We start from the raw sequence: 15,323 nt of genomic DNA on the forward strand, positions 1-15,323 counted from the left end.
AATTGTCGCTCGACGGTTGCTCCTCGCAACAGCAAATGGTAGCCAGAATTCACCAACCGGCGCGGCCACCTATCGGCCATCAAAATTGACGCCGACCGGACACCGTAATCGTCGCGCTACAATTTGCGCGATCTCTTGCTGGGTCGCACCATCGCGAAAACCATCGACGGCGCGCAGCATTCGCTTCGCGCGGGCGCGCTGCTGCGGCGTTAGCCGCGTGTCGGGCGGGATAGCTCGGCGATGAATTGCGGAAAGCAGGCGGTGCAGCGCTTCGAGCCTGCCGAAGCCGTCGCGGTCGAGCGGAATGACGGCGGCGGCGGGCGCAGCAACCGCCGCCAGCACTTGCAACCGTTCGCCGTTGCCGAGATCGAGCAGCGAGTGAACGCCTTCCAGGTCGATTTGCATGACGGCTGCGGGCGGAAGCTGTTTTCCGTCACCGTGCCGAGCGAGGCAGGATGGCGCCGACGCGAGGATGACGACGCTGGTGTCGTCCTCAGGCAGCCAGAAGATCGACGCCGCCGACTGATCGGGAAATGGATCGACCGCGAAATCGCAACCTCCATCGCTCGCGGATGCTTTTCGCGAGCGCGTCGCCGTCGGCGCCCTTCGCCGACAGGGCCTCAAAGTCGCTGTTATAGGCTTCGTTTCTGCGCAGCCACTCCCATGCGAGGCCCGATGCGGTCAGCTTCTCGACGTGGTCGTAATGGGCTGCGGAACGCCAATTCGACGCGTCGGGCAGCATGATCCTTCTCCCCTTATCAATCGATTGCGGGAAGATCAGGATTCCCGGATGGGTTGACTTGCGGAAGTTGGAATCTCGGCACCGGGTGATGCCGAAATGGCATCACGGCTCAGTGGGATTGACCTTGCCCAGCAATTCTCGATAGCCGCTCTCGGACATCCACTTGGCGCGCGCCAGGTGAGCGGCGTGAATTTTCTGGCACCTTTGCGGATCGTCATTGGCGTCGAGACCGAACAGGACCTGGACAACCTCGCGCCAATCCGCGCCGTCGCGCTCGGCGTCGAGCAGACGCAAGTACAGGACCATATGCTCACGGTCGTAGGACGTGAGCTGAGGGCCTGGCGGCGGTTCATCCAAGAAAGTCGGTGTCGAGCGCTCCATCAGCGAAGACCATACTGCCTGATGGTTTCTATGGCCGCAAAATGCACCTCTGTCTTTGATCGAGGACAGGTCTTCCCCGTACCACACAGGTCGCAGGGCCAATTTTCTTGGCCGCTAACGCCGGGGAGATGAACTTCCTGTTTCATGGAGCCGCAGAACACCCTCGCCTTTGTCCGTGGACAGGAGGAGTATTCCAGCGCGTTCAAGAGCCCGGCGCACCTGATCCCGCGTCGTCTCGTACACATCGAGCCCGCTTTCGGATTCGAGGCGCTTGAGCGCGGTCAGCGATACCTGGGCCTTGTCAGCGAGCGTCTCCTGTGTCCAACCCAGCAACGCGCGTGCGGCCCGCGATTGTCGGGCGGTGATCATGCATGATCACCTCCCACCGGGCAAAACGCACTTGCCAGAACTACGGCTATTTTAGTCGCTCTTGCTTTCAACGCCACCTGAATTCGGCGGCAGTGGCGTTCGTATTCTCGATTTTCGCGGCCGTTCGCGCCGAACTGATTCGGTCGGCGGCGAAGGGCGGCCCCGGCCTTCCGGCCGGGGCCTTGCTCCGGGGCTCAGTCGCCCCGGCGCCCGTTGGGGCGGGACCAGATGAGCGAGTAGCCCTCGCCGTCCTCGTCGTCGAAGAGGTTGGCGTAGATCGGGGCGTTGAAGCTCGGATCGTCGAGCTTGAGACCCAGGTAGTCGCGGCCCTCGTTGGAGCGCTTGGACCAGGCGGCGCCGATTTCGGCGCGGCCGACCAGCACGCGGTGGCTGGGGGCGTTTTCGCCGGTGGCGCGCAGGTCGGGGACGATGCGCACGCCCTTGGCCTGGACGCTGAGGGTGACGATTTCGCCGGTGAACTCGTTCGAGCCGGACTTCTTGAAGGTGCCGATGGTCGCCATGGTAAGTCTCCGTTTTCCGTTTCGAGCCCGCACCATGCGGCCTCGATGGCGATCGACCGGCCGGAGGCGACCGACGACGCATCGCTTGCGACCGAAGCGAAGCGGAGGACGGCGGGGGCGGACTTTGTTGCCTCGCGAGGAATGACGGCGAAGCCGGAAGGGGAAGAAAGTCGGACGCCGCCGTTGCGGCATAGGCGGTCGAGGCGTCAGCCGTCCTTCGGCCAGATCAGCCCATTGGAGAGGTCGCTTGGAGCGCTCGGGGACGGAGTTTGAACGGAGGCAATGGCGGTCCCGCGCAACTCGAAAGACGCTCTGAAGCGTTGAATCTCCGGCATCGTCTATCCGCCGTCAGGCAGGCGAGCGCCTTACCCGTCGCAGTGCTCCTTCCCGGCAACGCCCGCTACCGCGCGCCGGTCGTCGAGATCGGACAACGCCGCAAATCCGTGCGTGATCGGCTGAGGCCGTCACATCCCGGCTTGCGCCGATCTGCGCAAACTGCCGTTTCGCCAACTTCTGCCGACGGGGCTGGCGCCGCTATGGTCATGCCTGGACCCAACAACGGCAACGAAGGCCGTCAGGCCCGGGCAAGTCTCGAAGCCGGAGGGGTGGCGGCCGCCATTGCCGTTACGCGCATGAATGCAGTCGCGCCGACAGCAACAGCGCCGATGATCGAGAAAACGACCTGCCAGACCTCGGAAGGCATGGTGTGTTTCACGATGCCGTGGGTGGCGTGATAGCCCGCGAGCGCCGCCGGCGCGACGAACGCGAGCGCGATCAGCAGCCGAGCCCAAACCGGCTGAATGACGTTTAGCAGGAATTGGCCGAGACCGAGCGTGAGCGCCGCGCCGCCGAGGCCGACGATGACCGCGCCGGGCAAGCCGGCGCCTGTATGATACGCCCACAGGGCCGCAGTGACGCCGGCGAAGAACGGCAGCGCGAACACGGCGAGGGTGAACAGCAGCCAGCAGAAAAAGCCGATTGCTGCGACGGATAGGAGTATGCCGAAAATGATCATGGTGGGGGCTCCCGAAAGAAATGCTCTGACGGTTGCGCCTTCCACCACCACCATGGCGCAGCTCCAATCATAGCAAAAGACGAAACGCTGCGGGAGTGGAAACCGGCGAGGTTCCCACTCGCCGCGCAATGACCTTCGCGCCTCATGGTGCGAAGGGATCGATTTCGCGGACGATCGCGGAAAGTTCGCCATCGTATTCGCTGGCGGGTGCGACCGACAGCGTGCCGTCACCGGCGCGGAAGATGACGATGACGGACATCAGCGTGGTCGCGAGGCTGAAAGCGAAGGCGTGAGCGTCGTTGAGGGACATCGATCCGGCTCCTGTTTCGAGCGGAGGACCATCCCCCGCTGACAGGCGCCCGATGTGTTCGGCCGGTGGCCGCAATCACCGCGCAGGCGAAGCCAAAGCGGCGGCACGCTTCGCGTAGTCCGACCCTTTATGGGTTGATGGCGTCAGGCCATCGGCTGAACCAAGGAATTGCGCTGATGAAGCGGGGGTGCTTCGGAAAAAAGGACCATTGAGGCGTTGTAACCTACCAGCAGCGACCGCGTGATCGGATGAATTTTGGACTCTGCTGCCGATAGTCGACGTAGATGCGTACCTCGTACTTGGAACAGAAGCGCTGACGAGCCGGCTACCGGAAAACAGGCATATAATTTTCTGCGAGTGGAATACACGCGGTCACTCAAGCAGCTACTTTATAGCAAAAATTGCCAGAATAAGGCCAGTAAGCGCAATAACAAATGAAATCAATTTGTTGTCGGCGATCCACTCCAGTCCCGTTCGCAGGCTGCCTCCGTGCATCTGCCACCAAGTCGTATTCGTGAGCAATTGCTTATTGTGGGCTCGCTCCGCAATGTTAGCGAGCACGTCCACCTTGCGAAGCGTAGACTGATGCAATCCAACATAATTGCCGTCGATAAAGGCTTGCGCCTCCTCCGCGCCGGTCATCATGTCTCGCGGCTGAATCTGGTTTTTCTCAATCAGTTTTTCAAGCCGTGAATGGCCGATGTAGGCCACGCCATAAATGTCGATAAGAATGCGGGAGAGGTCGAATTTTTTGGCGTCTTCAACCATTACCGGGGTGCCGCCTAGGACCTGATAACGGTGATCTATTGCGGCGAACCCATAGTTAATATCGCGCATATTCCAATGGAGATACTTCATACCGCGATGGGCGCCGAGATGTTGATAGTAGGCGTCTAGCATGTGTCGCTCGAGTTCGTCGTACCGCGCCTCAATTTCGGCGAACGGCACCTGAAGGCGTTCGGCTACCTGATGGATCGAAAAGGAATGGGTCTGCGCACTGTCTAGGCTGCGAACGGCGAGCGAGGTGATGCGCGGCGAAGCTCCGTTTGGTCGGTCGTAGAAGCTTTCGCATGAATAGTGGATTACCCATACATTTGAACGATCGGAGAACAAATTTTCGAGGCGCTGGCGCGCTTCCTTCTGCCGCTTGGGGTTTGGCGCAGTTTTCGGTTTCTTCTTTGGCGCTTTGACGGGCGCGTTGTCGGCTGGGGGTGCTGCCGCGCCGGATGCGCTTTGGGCCGGAGAGTCTTTCGCTTCAGCAATCATCATAGGCCTCGTTCAGATCTTTCACAGTCGAGGAGATCATTTGCGAAGCACGTTGCTCACCGTTGCCTGGCTCACCCCTGTCCGCCTCGCGATTTCGGATTGAGTCATCCTGCCAGCGGCCAAGCGCTTTATGAGTGCGTTTCTCGTGTCCTTAGAAACGCTTTCAGGATCGAACAACGTACTTTCGTGAAAGCTACCATCCACGCTGCGGCGCGAGGTTTGGACAACCCCGTTGCTTTTGCGGACGGTCGCGACCAGTAGGCCGTCGGAATACTCGATGCTGAATGTGTCCTTGGTGGATACTGGTCCGGTTATCCCAATCGAGTTGAGAGCTTCCGGCACCGATGACATTTTTGGGGTGCGGGTGACTGACCTTGAAGCGGAATCCTTCTTGCCCATTGAAATCTCCGTTATCATCAAATACGCAGTATACACAGAATTCTATTACGTCAATGCGACGAGTTTCAATGCGAAAGAATTTTTCCGACCCTGCTAATGCGCCGCTTTGCGAGGTGCAAATGTGGGTGAATGCCATGTTTCAGCGGAATCTGTCATTTATACCCGGCGCGCTGAACCTCATGGGTTAGATAGGCTGCACGCGGCTTTGCGGCGTTCACGCACCTCCTTTGTCGAACCGATACACCGGGATTCCCATCTTGCGGGCCTTGTCGGCGAGATTGTCCTGGATGCCGGTGCCGGGGAAGATGATGACGCCGATCGGCAGGACGGCCAGCATTTGATCGTTGCGCTTGAATGGCGCGGCCTTGGCGTGCTTGGTCCAGTCGGGCTTGAAGGCTATCTGCGGAACTTTGCGAATGTCGGCCCAACGCGCGGCGATCTTCTCGGCGCCTTTGGGCGAACCGCCGTGCATCAGCACCATATCGGGGTGCTTGGCGCGGATTTGATCGAGCTTGGCCCAGATCAACTTGTGATCGACGCTGTCGCCGCCGGAGAAGGCGATCTTTGGCCCTGCGGGAATGAGCACCTCGTTCTCGGCGCGGCGTTTGGCGGCGAGGAAGTCGCGGCTGTCGATCATGGCCGAAGTCAGGTTGCGATGGTTGACCTTGGAGCCGGTGCGCGGTTTCCAGCTCGATCCGGTTTGCCGCTCGAAGTGATCGGCGGCCTGGTCGCGCATCAGTTCGAAGGCGTCGCGGCGTTCGAGGAGCGTCTGGCCCTGGGCGATGAGGCGTTCGAGTTCGACCGATTTCACCTCGCTGCCGTCCTGTTCGCTTTGGAGGCGGCGCTGCGACTGCTCGTTGACGTCGAGTTCGCGCTCGATCCTGTCCGTGGCGCGGTGGAAGAGGTTGACGGTCGACCAGAGGAGATCGTCGAGGTCGGGTTCGAGGCGCGTGTCCTCCATGGTCGAGATCAGGGCGTCGAAGATGTCGGCGATGGCGCCGGCGACGCGATTGCCGTCGGGCAGTGGACGGGGGTCTGGTTCGTCCTCGAAGGGGCGGTAGCCATAGAGCTGAAGTTCGGTCAGCACGTGGTCGGTCGGCGAAGAGGCGTGGTGCGGTTCGAAGTCTTCGTGCTCGCTCATGGGATGCTCCGTCGATGGGACCGCGACCGTCGCGGCCTTGTGGCGACGAAAGCCCACGGGCGGTATGGCCCTGCACCCGGCGCAAAGCGCCGGGCCGGAGCGCAGCGGAGGATGGCGGAGGACGGCTATTTTGTTTCGCGATGGAAAGCGGCTCGCCAGAGACGCGTCGGAAAATAGTCGGCCGCAGCCATTGCCGGGACAGGCCGCTTGTGGGCCGCTCGCCCTCTCAAAGGCCGAGGCGCGGTCCTCTCTTCGACGGGTCAAAGCATCGATGCGGGCGCGATCGACGCACGGATTTAACGCCGCTCCCCGCTTCCGACCTATGCTGCCCGTTCCATGAAGCGGGCGACATCCTGCGGGGCGAGTTGCACCCGGACATTGGCCCGAAGCGCGTCGATGCCAAAGCGCCTGATATCTTCGTTGAAGTCCCCGGATCTCGGCGACAGCGTGATCGCCTCGATCCCGACCGCGTTCGCTCGTTCGGTCAAAGTCGCCGTCGCCGCGTCCCCCGCTGGATCGTGGTCGCGCACGATATAGAGCCGTCGTAGCGTGTCGGGAAACAGGATGGCGGCGAGATGGCCTGCGGACAATGCCGCCGCCGTCGCCATGCCGGGCGCCACTTCGCGCACCGACAGCACGTTTTCGATGCCTTCGCCGGCCGCCATGACATCGCCGGGCAAACCGAAGCGGACCGCGTGCCCGAGAAGCTCGCCCATCGCCTTGCGCGGCGTTTCGATGGGCGCCTTGTCGGAGCCGTCGGGGGCGAGCCAGGTGCGATGGACGCCGGTGATGTGGCCGGAAAGATCGGTGACGGCGGCGATCAGCGCCGGCCACGTCTCGGTGGGCTCATGCTCATCGGGTCGATAAAAGCAGCGGGGATGGAAGCGGAGCTGTCCGGTTCCGTGCAAAGTCGTGATGCCGCGTTTGCGCAAGTACGTTTTTGCAATCGTGCCGCCGATCGGCTGCGACATGGCGAACAGCCGCCGCGCCGCTTCGGATGAGCCTGGTTGGGTTGGCATGCTCGCTGGCTTCTTCGATTGCGCGCGCTCGTGATGCTGCAAACTGAGAAAGCGCCGGGCTTCCTCGGCGACATCGGCAAAATCGGTGAGGCCGAGCGATTCGCGGATGACATCAAGCAAGTCGCCATGTTCCAGCGTCGCGGCGTCCTGCCATTTGCCGGCCTGGCCTTTGGCGGAATCCTTCAGCCGCACGAACATCGAGCGGCCCGGCGTATTGCGGACATCGCCGACCAGCCAGTAATTGCCCTGGCGGCAGCCTGCGTCGAGATAATGGCGGCACACCGCCTCAGCCTGTCGGCCAAGACGGTGCGCCAGATCGGGAGCGTCGAACCTCGCCATCACGCCGCCTCCCGATCCGAGATGCGCAGTACCGGATAGGTTTCGAGCAGCTTGCCGAGGACGGTCGGGCCATTGGCGTCGATGGGGACGAAGAAGCGCAGCTTCCACGAGATGATCTCGGTGAAGAGACCATAGGCGCGCAGCCGCTCGCGCATCGCTTCGGTGAAGCCGGAGAGTTCGATGCGGTTGGCGCCCATGATGCGGACGCGGCGCAGTTGAAGGCCTTCAGCGAGGTCGATGATCGTTCGTCCGTCAACGAGCGCCGAATAGGCATCGCTGGCCGAGAGATCGGGAACTCCGGCAGCGGCGGCATTCGCGGCCCATGTGGGCGACACCCGCCGCCCGATGATGCGCTCGCCGTCGTCGGTCTGGAGCCGATAGACGCGCGTCGATTCGTTCGGCAGCCGCTTCCACACCGGCAGCAACAACCCGCTGACGATTTGCAATGTGCTTTCCGTGAATTGTGGAACGTCATCCAATTCGCGCGTCCAGGCGAGCGCGAACGTCGTCCGGTCGGCTTCTTCCCAATGGCTGTCGGCCATCGATTTGAAGGCGCCGTGATGATGCTCCATCGGTCGGATGAGCCGGACGCGGCGTTCGATTTCGCCGTCGTCGAGCATGATCGAAGGCGCGGGAACCTGAACTGCCGCGCGGCCAGATCTCGCGTTCACCAGAAGTTTGCCCTGGCCATCGCCGAGATGGACCAGCGCATCTTCTAGCAGCATCGGTCGATTGCGGCGCTTCTCGGCGATGGTCAGCAGCCGCGTCTCCGCGCCGGTCGCCGGATGCGTGTAGATCGTCTTGCGATCCGTGACGGCGAAGCTCTCGGCGGTCAGCGTTTCCAACCCGATGTCGTAGACGCCGCTGGCGATCGCACCTTGCACCTTGGCGTCGAGCAATTGCTCGAAGGCGGTGAAGAGGATGCCCTGAAGCTCGATCGTCAGCGCCAGGAGGCGGTTGAGAAAGGTGGTAATCGGCGGCAACTCGTCCTTGATACCGTTCGCGTCCATCAGCTTCAGGCCGGTGGCGGTCTCGAAGCGTTCGAGCGAGCAGCCCTGGATCTTGCCGCGCACGATCAGCAAGTAGAGCTGGCGCAGCGCGTCGCGGGCATAGGGGCTTTCGAGATTGTCCTCTGGGCGGAACAGACCTTGCCCGCCTGTTTGCCGCTGCCCGCGCGTGATGGCGCCGAGCGTGTCGAGCCGCCGAGCGATGGTCGAAAGGAACCGCTTCTCGGCCTTCACGTCAGTCGCGATGGGGCGGAACAGTGGCGGCTGCGCCTGGTTCGTTCGGTTGGTGCGCCCCAGCCCCTGAATGGCGGCGTCGGCCTTCCAGCCGGGTTCGAGCAGATAATGGACGCGCAGGCGCTGGTTTCGGGCGGAAAGATCGGCGTGATAGCTGCGCCCGGTGCCGCCGGCGTCGGAAAAGACAAGGATGCGCTTGGCGTCATCCATGAAGGCGGCGGTCTCGGCGAGATTGGCGGAAGGCGCGCGGTTCTCGACGGCGAGGCGGTCGCCCTTTTGGACGATGCGGCGCGAGCGGCCCGTGACCTCCGCCACCGCTTCCGTGCCGAAACGCTGAACGATCTGGTCGAGCGCGCCGGGCACGGGCGGCAGCGAGGCGAGCCGTTCGATCAATTCCTGGCGGCGGGCGACAGCCTCGCGGCATTCGACGGGCTGGTCGTCGCGGAAAACTGGCCGCGACGACAGGTAGCCCTCGGCGTCGGAGAAGGACTCGTAGAGCTGCACCGGGAACGAATGGGCGAGGTAGTCGAGAACGTACTCGCGCGGCGTGATGTCGACGCTGATGTCGTTCCATTCCTCAGTCGGAATCTCGGCAAGGCGACGCTCCATCAGTGCTTCGCCCGTCGAAACGATCTGCACGACGGCCGCATGGCCATCGCCGAGATCGCGCTCAATGGAGCGGATCAGCGTCGGCGTCTTCATGGACGTCAGCAGATGGCCGAAGAAGCGCTGCTTGGTGGATTCGAACGCCGAGCGGGCGGCGGACTTGGCCTGTCGGTTCAGCGTACCGTCGGAGCCGGTGATGTTGGCGGCCTCCATCGCCGCGTCGAGGTGGTTGTGAATGATCGAGAACGCCCCGGCATAAGCGTCGTAGATGCGGCGTTGCTCGTCGGTGAGCTGGTGCTCGACCAGTTCGTATTCGACGCCGTCGTAAGAAAGCGAGCGTGAGGTGTAGATGCCGAGCGAACGCAGATCGCGGGCCAGCACCTCCATTGCCGCGACACCCCCGTCCTCGATGGCCTCGACGAACTCGGCGCGGGTGGCGAAGGGGAAATCCTCGCCGCCCCAGAGTCCGAGCCGCTGGGCGTAGGCGAGATTGTGAACCGCCGTGGCCCCCGTTGCCGAGACATAGACGACGCGGGCGTCGGGCAGCGCATGTTGCAGGCGCAGCCCCGCGCGCCCCTGCTGCGAGGGAGCGACGTCGCCGCGTTCACTCTTGCCGCCACCGGCGTTCTGCATGGCATGGCTTTCGTCGAAGATGATCACCCCGTCGAAATCGGAGCCCAACCAATCGACGATCTGCCGGACGCGCGAAACCTTCTCCGCTTTCTCGTCGGACCGCAGCGTGGCGTAGGTTGCAAATAGGACGCCTTCGGTCAGCGTGATCGGCTTGCCTTGCGGAAAACGCGAAAGCGGCGTGACCAGCAGGCGCTCCATACCGAGCGCCGACCAGTCGCGTTGTGCGTCTTCGATGAGCTTGTCGGACTTCGAAATCCACACCGCCTTTCGGCGACCCTGAAGCCAATTGTCGAGGATGATGCCGGCGGACTGGCGGCCCTTGCCGGCGCCCGTCCCGTCGCCGAGCATAAATCCGCGCCGGAAGCGGATGGCGTTCTCGGCGTCGGCGGGCGCGGCGCTGACATTGTCCCAGGTCGCATCGACGGTCCAAGATCCGGCGAGATGATCGCCATGAGCTTCGCCGGCATAGATCACGGTTTCCAGCTGGGCGTCGGAAAGCAGTGCGTGGATGTTCGCCGGCAGCAGTGGCCGATAGCTCGGTTTGGGCGGCGCGACACTCGCCATCGCGGCCGATTGCACGAGCTTGGTCGGGTGGGCCTGAGAGCCGGGAATGCGGATCGACTGCAATCCGTATTCCTCATAGATCGCCTCGGACAGATGCGCGCCCTCGGGCGGCGACCAATCGATGATATCGTAGGCGAGTTGAACGCCTTTGGGATCGGCGGCGACAGAGGCCGATGCGCGCGAGGCCGTCGATCGTGCGAGATAGCCGCGCACGGTCTTCGGCGCCGTGGGCGCAGTCGGCGCGACGGCGGCGGGCAGCGAGACGGGCAGGCGCGGCGGCACGTGGGCGGCGATCCAGTCGAGCAGCGTCGCGACATCGGGCGCCATGCCCGGCGACGCCGGAAACACCGCCGGATCGTTAGCGGGCAGCTTGTCGATGACGGTCAGTCGCGTCGGGAACGTAGTCCCGTGCCTGGCATAGACCGCGCCGGCGATGGCGGCGGTGAACACGACGCGGCCGCGTTCTTGCAGCCGCGCAAAGGCGTCGCGCCAGTCTGGCATATCGGGGCCGACATTGGCGCCGGTGATCGTGACCAGCCTGCCGCCGGGCGCGAGACGGTTCAGCGCGGACGCGATGTGCCGGAAACCGGCGTCGGCCGAGCGCCCCGCGACATGCGCCAGCGCCGAAAAGGGCGGGTTCATCAGCACGACGGATGGCACAGCAGTGGGATCGAGGTGATCGTCGATCTGCGCCGCGTCGAACCGCGTGACGGGAATGGCCGGAAAGAGGGAAGTCAGCAGATCGGCGCGCGTCTCGGCGAGTTCGTTGAGGATCAGCGCGCCGCCAGCGGTCGCGGCCAGAATGGCGAGCAGACCCGTGCCGGCGGATGGCTCCAGCACGCGGTCGGTCGGCGTGATCGCCGCCGCCGTCCCCGCAGCGAGGCCCAGAGGCAGCGGCGTCGAGAATTGCTGGAGCGCCTGGCTTTCCTCGGATCGGCGCGTGTGCGTGGGCAGCAAGCCAACTATGCGGGACAATACGGAAAGCCGTGCCGCCGGAGAGTCGGCTTTGCGGAACAGCGCCTTTCCGTATTTGCGCAGGAACAGGACCGTCGCGACTTCGCACGCCTCATAGGCGGCCTTCCAGTCCCAAACGCCAGAGGCGTCGGACGCTTGGAACGCGCCTTCCATGGTACGGCGCAGGAGCGCAGCGTCGATCCGCTCGCCGCGTTCGAGATGCGGGAGCAGCGATTGTGCGGCGGCAAGGATCGCGGATGACGCGGTGAGGGAAAGCGGCGCGGGCAGCGCTGGGGCAGCGGAAATATGGACATTCATGGGAGCGAAGCCTCAAGGAGAGCGCGACAGAGCAAGCCCGCACGGCGCTCTCTCTCGACCGCCCGGACTCACCCCGTCCCGGCAGGCCTCTCCCTCTCGAAGACCGAACATGAAAAAAGCGCCCGACCGCGAGGTGGGGCGCTTTTGATGATCAGCCGAAGCGCCGACCTTCCTCCGTGAAGGTGTAGGCGCTTGCGCAAATCGCGTCGTCGATGGACGCGTCCGACGTCTGGTCGTCGTATTCGCGTTCGAGTTGCCGATACAGCCAACGGGCCAGATCCCGCATCGCCTCGATCACGATGTCTTCCGCATCGCGGCTCGTGTCCTGCCCGGTCGGGCTGTCGCGCTCGACCGAGATGGCCATGCATTGCTCGTGATAGTAGCGCCCGCGATGGGTGACGGTTGCCTGGAGCTGGTAGAAGTTGCGGCGCTGTGCGGCCTGAAGGCTGTCGGCAATCCTATGAAGTTCGGTATCCTGCGGCGCATAGGCGCGAATATGCGGCGCTGCGCCCTTTGCATGACGGTAATGGCCTTCAAAGCAGGCCCCATCGCCTTGGCTCCAGAACCCCGAGAACCAGATGCACGGCTTTGGACGGACGCCGCCGCCAAAGAGCCTGACCGTGCGCGTCGCCAAGCTGACCCCGAGGATCGCGCAGATGCGCTCGAAATCGTCATAGACGGCGTCGTACCAGTCGAAGTCGAAGCCGACGCGGCGATACCAGTCTCGGGCTTTGTCCTTGGCTGCGTTCGATAGCTCGTGGAGCTGATAAACGGTCGTTTCGATGATCTCAGGCATCGCCGTTTCCTCCGTCGAGGACCGAAGCGAGCCAGCCATCGGTGTAGACCCAGGCCACAGTCTCGCCAGTGGCGAGGTCGATGACATGGGCGCTGCCGCCAAACCCGTCGAGGCGCGGCCGCGAGCAGGTGTTGGCGTATTGGAAGCCCCATCGGCCTGTAAGCCCGAACTCGGCGGCGCAACGCTTCACGAACTGGATAAGGCGTTCGGGATCGCCGGTGACGTCGTCGCGCATCCAGAGTTCTTTGCCGCCGTATTGTGGCTCGATCGAGAGGAGGAAGCCCTCGGATGGCGGGTCTTCGGTAGCGCCTTCGGCTGACAGCGTGTTGTAGAGTTCAAGCGCACGCGCGGCGTTTTCGGGCGTGCCGACGTTGAGCAGGCACGAAAAGTGGGTGAAGTAGTCGGCCATGTCAGGCTCCTGAAACGAAAATGCCCGGCGCAAGGCCGGGCGAGTGAGCGATGGGTTTGCGAAGGGAGCGGAGAGCGGCTCGTGCTGCTCCCCGCCTGGCGCGATCACTCGGCAGCGACCATCGAGGGCTCGTCCTCGTCGGTGTCGGCCGCTTCGTCCTCCTCGCCGTCGTCGGTGAGGAAAGCCGGGAGGGCTCCGTCGTCACCGCTATGGTCGATGGGTTCGGCTGCCGCGCCGTCATCAGCGCCCGCGAGTCGGAGCGGCTCAGGCAACCAGCCGGTGTCGGCGAGCAGCCGCTCGGCTTCCTTGGCCATGTCGCCCTTCTTCATGTGGTCAATGAGGTGCGCTGCCCGGTCGCCTGCGCCCTCACGGACGGCTTCGAGGATGCGCGTCTTGGTGACGCGGCCGAGATAATTGCCGACCGTCGGCCGCCATCCGACCTGCGCCATGTCGAGGCCCGTCGCCCGCGCCAGTCGATCGGCCTGCGCGAGCCGGATCTTCAAACCATGCTCGCTGACGCCGGAACCGCCGTAGGGATTGGGCCGCTCATAAAGCGCGTTGACGCCGAAGCTGACGCAGTGGGCGAGCAAATCCATGCGGGTCGCGTCGTCGAGCGCGATCAGCCAGTCCCATAGGGCCTGGTCGTCCGCGGGCACGTGATCGCCCCAGCGCTCGTGCCGGTCGCTGACGGATTTTGCCGACGCGCTGTCCTTCAGATCCTCGGCCTGGGCGGCGAAGTGGACCTGCCGGACATTGGCTTCGAGCGCACCTGTCGCCGGCCGATGCAGGAATGTGTCCGACACCAGCTTGTGCAACAACGCGGTCAGGGCGACGTGCGGGTGGTTGGCGACCGCGTCTCGCAGCGCGAGCGTGCGATGCGCCGTCAGCTCGGTGACAAGGCGCTCGGGCAACGGCTTCGCGCCATCCTCCTCATCGTCCTCTGCCGTGGGCGCGGCTTGGCCGCCGATGGTGACGACGGTGCGCTGAATCGCAGGCGTCGTCGGCTCGCGGGTCTCTAAGCTGGCGTGGTCTTCGATTTCAGCGCTGGCCGATGCGACGGGCAGCTCATCCTCGGGGCGTACGTAGCCGCGGTCGACCTTGAGTTTGCCGTTGGCGTCGAGCGTGACGAAAACGCCGGCGATGGCGATCTCGGCGGGATCGTAGCGCACGGGTCGGTTGTCGAGTTCCTCCAGCGCCGCCTCGATCTCCCCCAAACGCTGATCGATGGCGTCCGGCAGTTCGTCTGCGTCCTCGTATTCCTCGGACAGTCGGTTGTATTCGGCCTGGAGCGCGTCGCGGGTCGCCTGTTCCGCATCGCTCATGTCGAGCGCCGTCCCGGAAATCGCCCGCAAACCGTGGGTCACGCCGTAGGGCAGGCTGAGCGCGGCTTCGACCCATTTCCAGCCCTCGGCAGCGATGGCGTCGGCGGCGGCCTTGAGCTTCTCGGCGACCAAGCGGTCGAGCAGGCCGACGTCCTGGAGCCATCCGCCGTCGTCGGACTGGAAGAGATCGCGCAAAACTTCCCCGCCGGCCGCCTCGTAGGCGTCGATGCCGACGAATGCGGCGCGCTTGTCGGAGGCGCGGACGCTAGTCTCGGTCAGCATGCGCCGGATCTGCCAAGGCTCCTTCTGCCAACTGTCCTTGATCGCATCCCAGACCTGTTCCTGGCGGGCGTGATCGGCCGAGACGGTGAAGGCCATCAGCATTTCGAGCGTCATGCCGTCGTCGGCATAGACATCGAGCAGCTTCGGCGAGACCGCCGCGAGGCGCAGCCGCTGCTTCACAACATTGACGCCGACAAAGAAGGCCGCGGCGATCGCTTCCTCGGTCATGCCCTTGTCGCGCATGGCCTGAAACGCCCGGAACTGGTCGAGCGGGTGCAGCGGCGCGCGGTCGATGTTTTCGGCGAGCGACACCTCGTCGATCAGGATACCGCTGGCGGCGTCGCCGACGACACAGGGCACGGGCGCGGTTTTCGCAAGGCGCTTTTGCTTCGTCAGTAGTTCGAGCGCGCGATAGCGGCGCCCGCCCGCAGGCACCTCGAACATGCCGGTCTCGTTGCCATCGGCGTCGAGGACGGGGCGGACGTGCAGCGACTGGATGAGGCCGCGCCGGGCGATGGATTCGGCGAGCTCTTCGACCGACACGCCGGCCTTGACGCGCCGGACATTGGCCTGGGCGAGCACCAGCTTGTTGAACGGGATGTCGCGCGACGACGACAGGGTGATCTTCTGAACGGCAGACGCCATGATCCTTACTCCGCGACGGACGCCGAGAGCCTCTCTCTCGACCTGAAATCC

The 15,323-nt window shown here is 63.9% G+C and carries 15 protein-coding genes; all 15 read right to left on the minus strand.

Features of this window, described 5'->3' with window-relative positions:
• Positions 1–69: 69 nt before the first annotated feature.
• On the minus strand, positions 70–405 hold the full coding sequence (locus POM99_RS19985; RefSeq protein ID WP_277280455.1) for a DUF2285 domain-containing protein: 336 nt from the start codon (positions 403–405) through the stop codon (positions 70–72).
• Positions 406–493: 88 nt separating this feature from the next.
• Complete coding sequence (locus POM99_RS19990) at positions 494–742, minus strand: transcriptional regulator domain-containing protein (RefSeq protein WP_277280456.1); 249 nt, start codon at positions 740–742, stop codon at positions 494–496.
• 102 nt (positions 743–844) lie between these two features.
• Entirely contained in the window at positions 845–1,210 is a 366-nt protein-coding gene (locus tag POM99_RS19995; protein ID WP_438823038.1) for a DNA -binding domain-containing protein, read from the minus strand.
• Between the two features lie 27 nt (positions 1,211–1,237).
• Entirely contained in the window at positions 1,238–1,492 is a 255-nt protein-coding gene (locus POM99_RS20000; protein WP_277280458.1) for a helix-turn-helix domain-containing protein, read from the minus strand.
• Positions 1,493–1,686: 194 nt separating this feature from the next.
• Positions 1,687–2,013, minus strand: coding sequence for a DUF736 domain-containing protein (locus POM99_RS20005; RefSeq protein WP_277280459.1), 327 nt, complete (start codon positions 2,011–2,013; stop codon positions 1,687–1,689).
• Positions 2,014–2,587: 574 nt separating this feature from the next.
• Positions 2,588–3,082, minus strand: a complete 495-nt coding sequence (locus POM99_RS20010; RefSeq protein ID WP_438823037.1) for a hypothetical protein — start codon at positions 3,080–3,082, stop codon at positions 2,588–2,590.
• A gap of 88 nt (positions 3,083–3,170) precedes the next feature.
• Positions 3,171–3,338, minus strand: a complete 168-nt coding sequence (locus tag POM99_RS20015) for a hypothetical protein (protein WP_277280460.1) — start codon at positions 3,336–3,338, stop codon at positions 3,171–3,173.
• 384 nt (positions 3,339–3,722) lie between these two features.
• The gene (locus POM99_RS20020; RefSeq protein ID WP_277280461.1) at positions 3,723–4,607 is read right to left on the minus strand and encodes a hypothetical protein; all 885 of its coding nucleotides are present in this window, start codon (positions 4,605–4,607) and stop codon (positions 3,723–3,725) included.
• 33 nt (positions 4,608–4,640) lie between these two features.
• Positions 4,641–5,003 carry an ArsR/SmtB family transcription factor gene (locus tag POM99_RS20025; protein WP_277280462.1) on the minus strand — a complete coding sequence of 121 codons (363 nt, stop codon included), beginning with the start codon at positions 5,001–5,003 and terminating at the stop codon, positions 4,641–4,643.
• Between the two features lie 214 nt (positions 5,004–5,217).
• Positions 5,218–6,144: a DUF2493 domain-containing protein gene (locus POM99_RS20030; protein WP_277280463.1), complete on the minus strand. Its 927-nt coding sequence runs from the start codon at positions 6,142–6,144 to the stop codon at positions 5,218–5,220.
• Between the two features lie 320 nt (positions 6,145–6,464).
• Entirely contained in the window at positions 6,465–7,502 is a 1,038-nt protein-coding gene (locus POM99_RS20035) for a DUF7146 domain-containing protein (RefSeq protein WP_277280464.1), read from the minus strand.
• Positions 7,502–11,818: a strawberry notch family protein gene (locus tag POM99_RS20040; protein ID WP_277280465.1), complete on the minus strand. Its 4,317-nt coding sequence runs from the start codon at positions 11,816–11,818 to the stop codon at positions 7,502–7,504. Before POM99_RS20040 ends, POM99_RS20035 begins: the two co-directional genes overlap by 1 nt.
• 151 nt (positions 11,819–11,969) lie before the next feature.
• Positions 11,970–12,614, minus strand: a complete 645-nt coding sequence (locus POM99_RS20045) for a DUF8835 domain-containing pootine (protein WP_277280466.1) — start codon at positions 12,612–12,614, stop codon at positions 11,970–11,972.
• Entirely contained in the window at positions 12,607–13,023 is a 417-nt protein-coding gene (locus tag POM99_RS20050) for a hypothetical protein (RefSeq protein WP_277280467.1), read from the minus strand. Before POM99_RS20050 ends, POM99_RS20045 begins: the two co-directional genes overlap by 8 nt.
• 104 nt (positions 13,024–13,127) lie before the next feature.
• Positions 13,128–15,272, minus strand: coding sequence for a ParB/RepB/Spo0J family partition protein (locus POM99_RS20055; protein WP_277280468.1), 2,145 nt, complete (start codon positions 15,270–15,272; stop codon positions 13,128–13,130).
• Positions 15,273–15,323: the final 51 nt, after the last annotated feature.

Source organism: Novosphingobium cyanobacteriorum (genome assembly GCF_029436685.1).
Taxonomy (GTDB): Bacteria; Pseudomonadota; Alphaproteobacteria; order Sphingomonadales; family Sphingomonadaceae; genus Novosphingobium; species Novosphingobium cyanobacteriorum.

Bases quoted from the DNA above. Each gene is read 5' to 3' on its own strand.
- POM99_RS20045 (WP_277280466.1), bottom strand. From the start codon at position 12,614: ATGCCTGAGATCATCGAAACGACCGTTTATCAGCTCCACGAGCTATCG.
- POM99_RS19990 (WP_277280456.1), bottom strand. From the start codon at position 742: ATGCTGCCCGACGCGTCGAATTGGCGTTCCGCAGCCCATTACGACCAC.
- POM99_RS20050 (WP_277280467.1), bottom strand. From the start codon at position 13,023: ATGGCCGACTACTTCACCCACTTTTCGTGCCTGCTCAACGTCGGCACG.
- POM99_RS19985 (WP_277280455.1), bottom strand. From the start codon at position 405: ATGCAAATCGACCTGGAAGGCGTTCACTCGCTGCTCGATCTCGGCAAC.
- POM99_RS20000 (WP_277280458.1), bottom strand. From the start codon at position 1,492: ATGATCACCGCCCGACAATCGCGGGCCGCACGCGCGTTGCTGGGTTGG.
- POM99_RS20020 (WP_277280461.1), bottom strand. From the start codon at position 4,607: ATGATGATTGCTGAAGCGAAAGACTCTCCGGCCCAAAGCGCATCCGGC.
- POM99_RS20025 (WP_277280462.1), bottom strand. From the start codon at position 5,003: ATGGGCAAGAAGGATTCCGCTTCAAGGTCAGTCACCCGCACCCCAAAA.
- POM99_RS20055 (WP_277280468.1), bottom strand. From the start codon at position 15,272: ATGGCGTCTGCCGTTCAGAAGATCACCCTGTCGTCGTCGCGCGACATC.
- POM99_RS20030 (WP_277280463.1), bottom strand. From the start codon at position 6,144: ATGAGCGAGCACGAAGACTTCGAACCGCACCACGCCTCTTCGCCGACC.
- POM99_RS20010 (WP_438823037.1), bottom strand. From the start codon at position 3,082: ATGGTGGTGGTGGAAGGCGCAACCGTCAGAGCATTTCTTTCGGGAGCC.
- POM99_RS20035 (WP_277280464.1), bottom strand. From the start codon at position 7,502: ATGGCGAGGTTCGACGCTCCCGATCTGGCGCACCGTCTTGGCCGACAG.
- POM99_RS20040 (WP_277280465.1), bottom strand. From the start codon at position 11,818: ATGAATGTCCATATTTCCGCTGCCCCAGCGCTGCCCGCGCCGCTTTCC.
- POM99_RS20005 (WP_277280459.1), bottom strand. From the start codon at position 2,013: ATGGCGACCATCGGCACCTTCAAGAAGTCCGGCTCGAACGAGTTCACC.
- POM99_RS20015 (WP_277280460.1), bottom strand. From the start codon at position 3,338: ATGTCCCTCAACGACGCTCACGCCTTCGCTTTCAGCCTCGCGACCACG.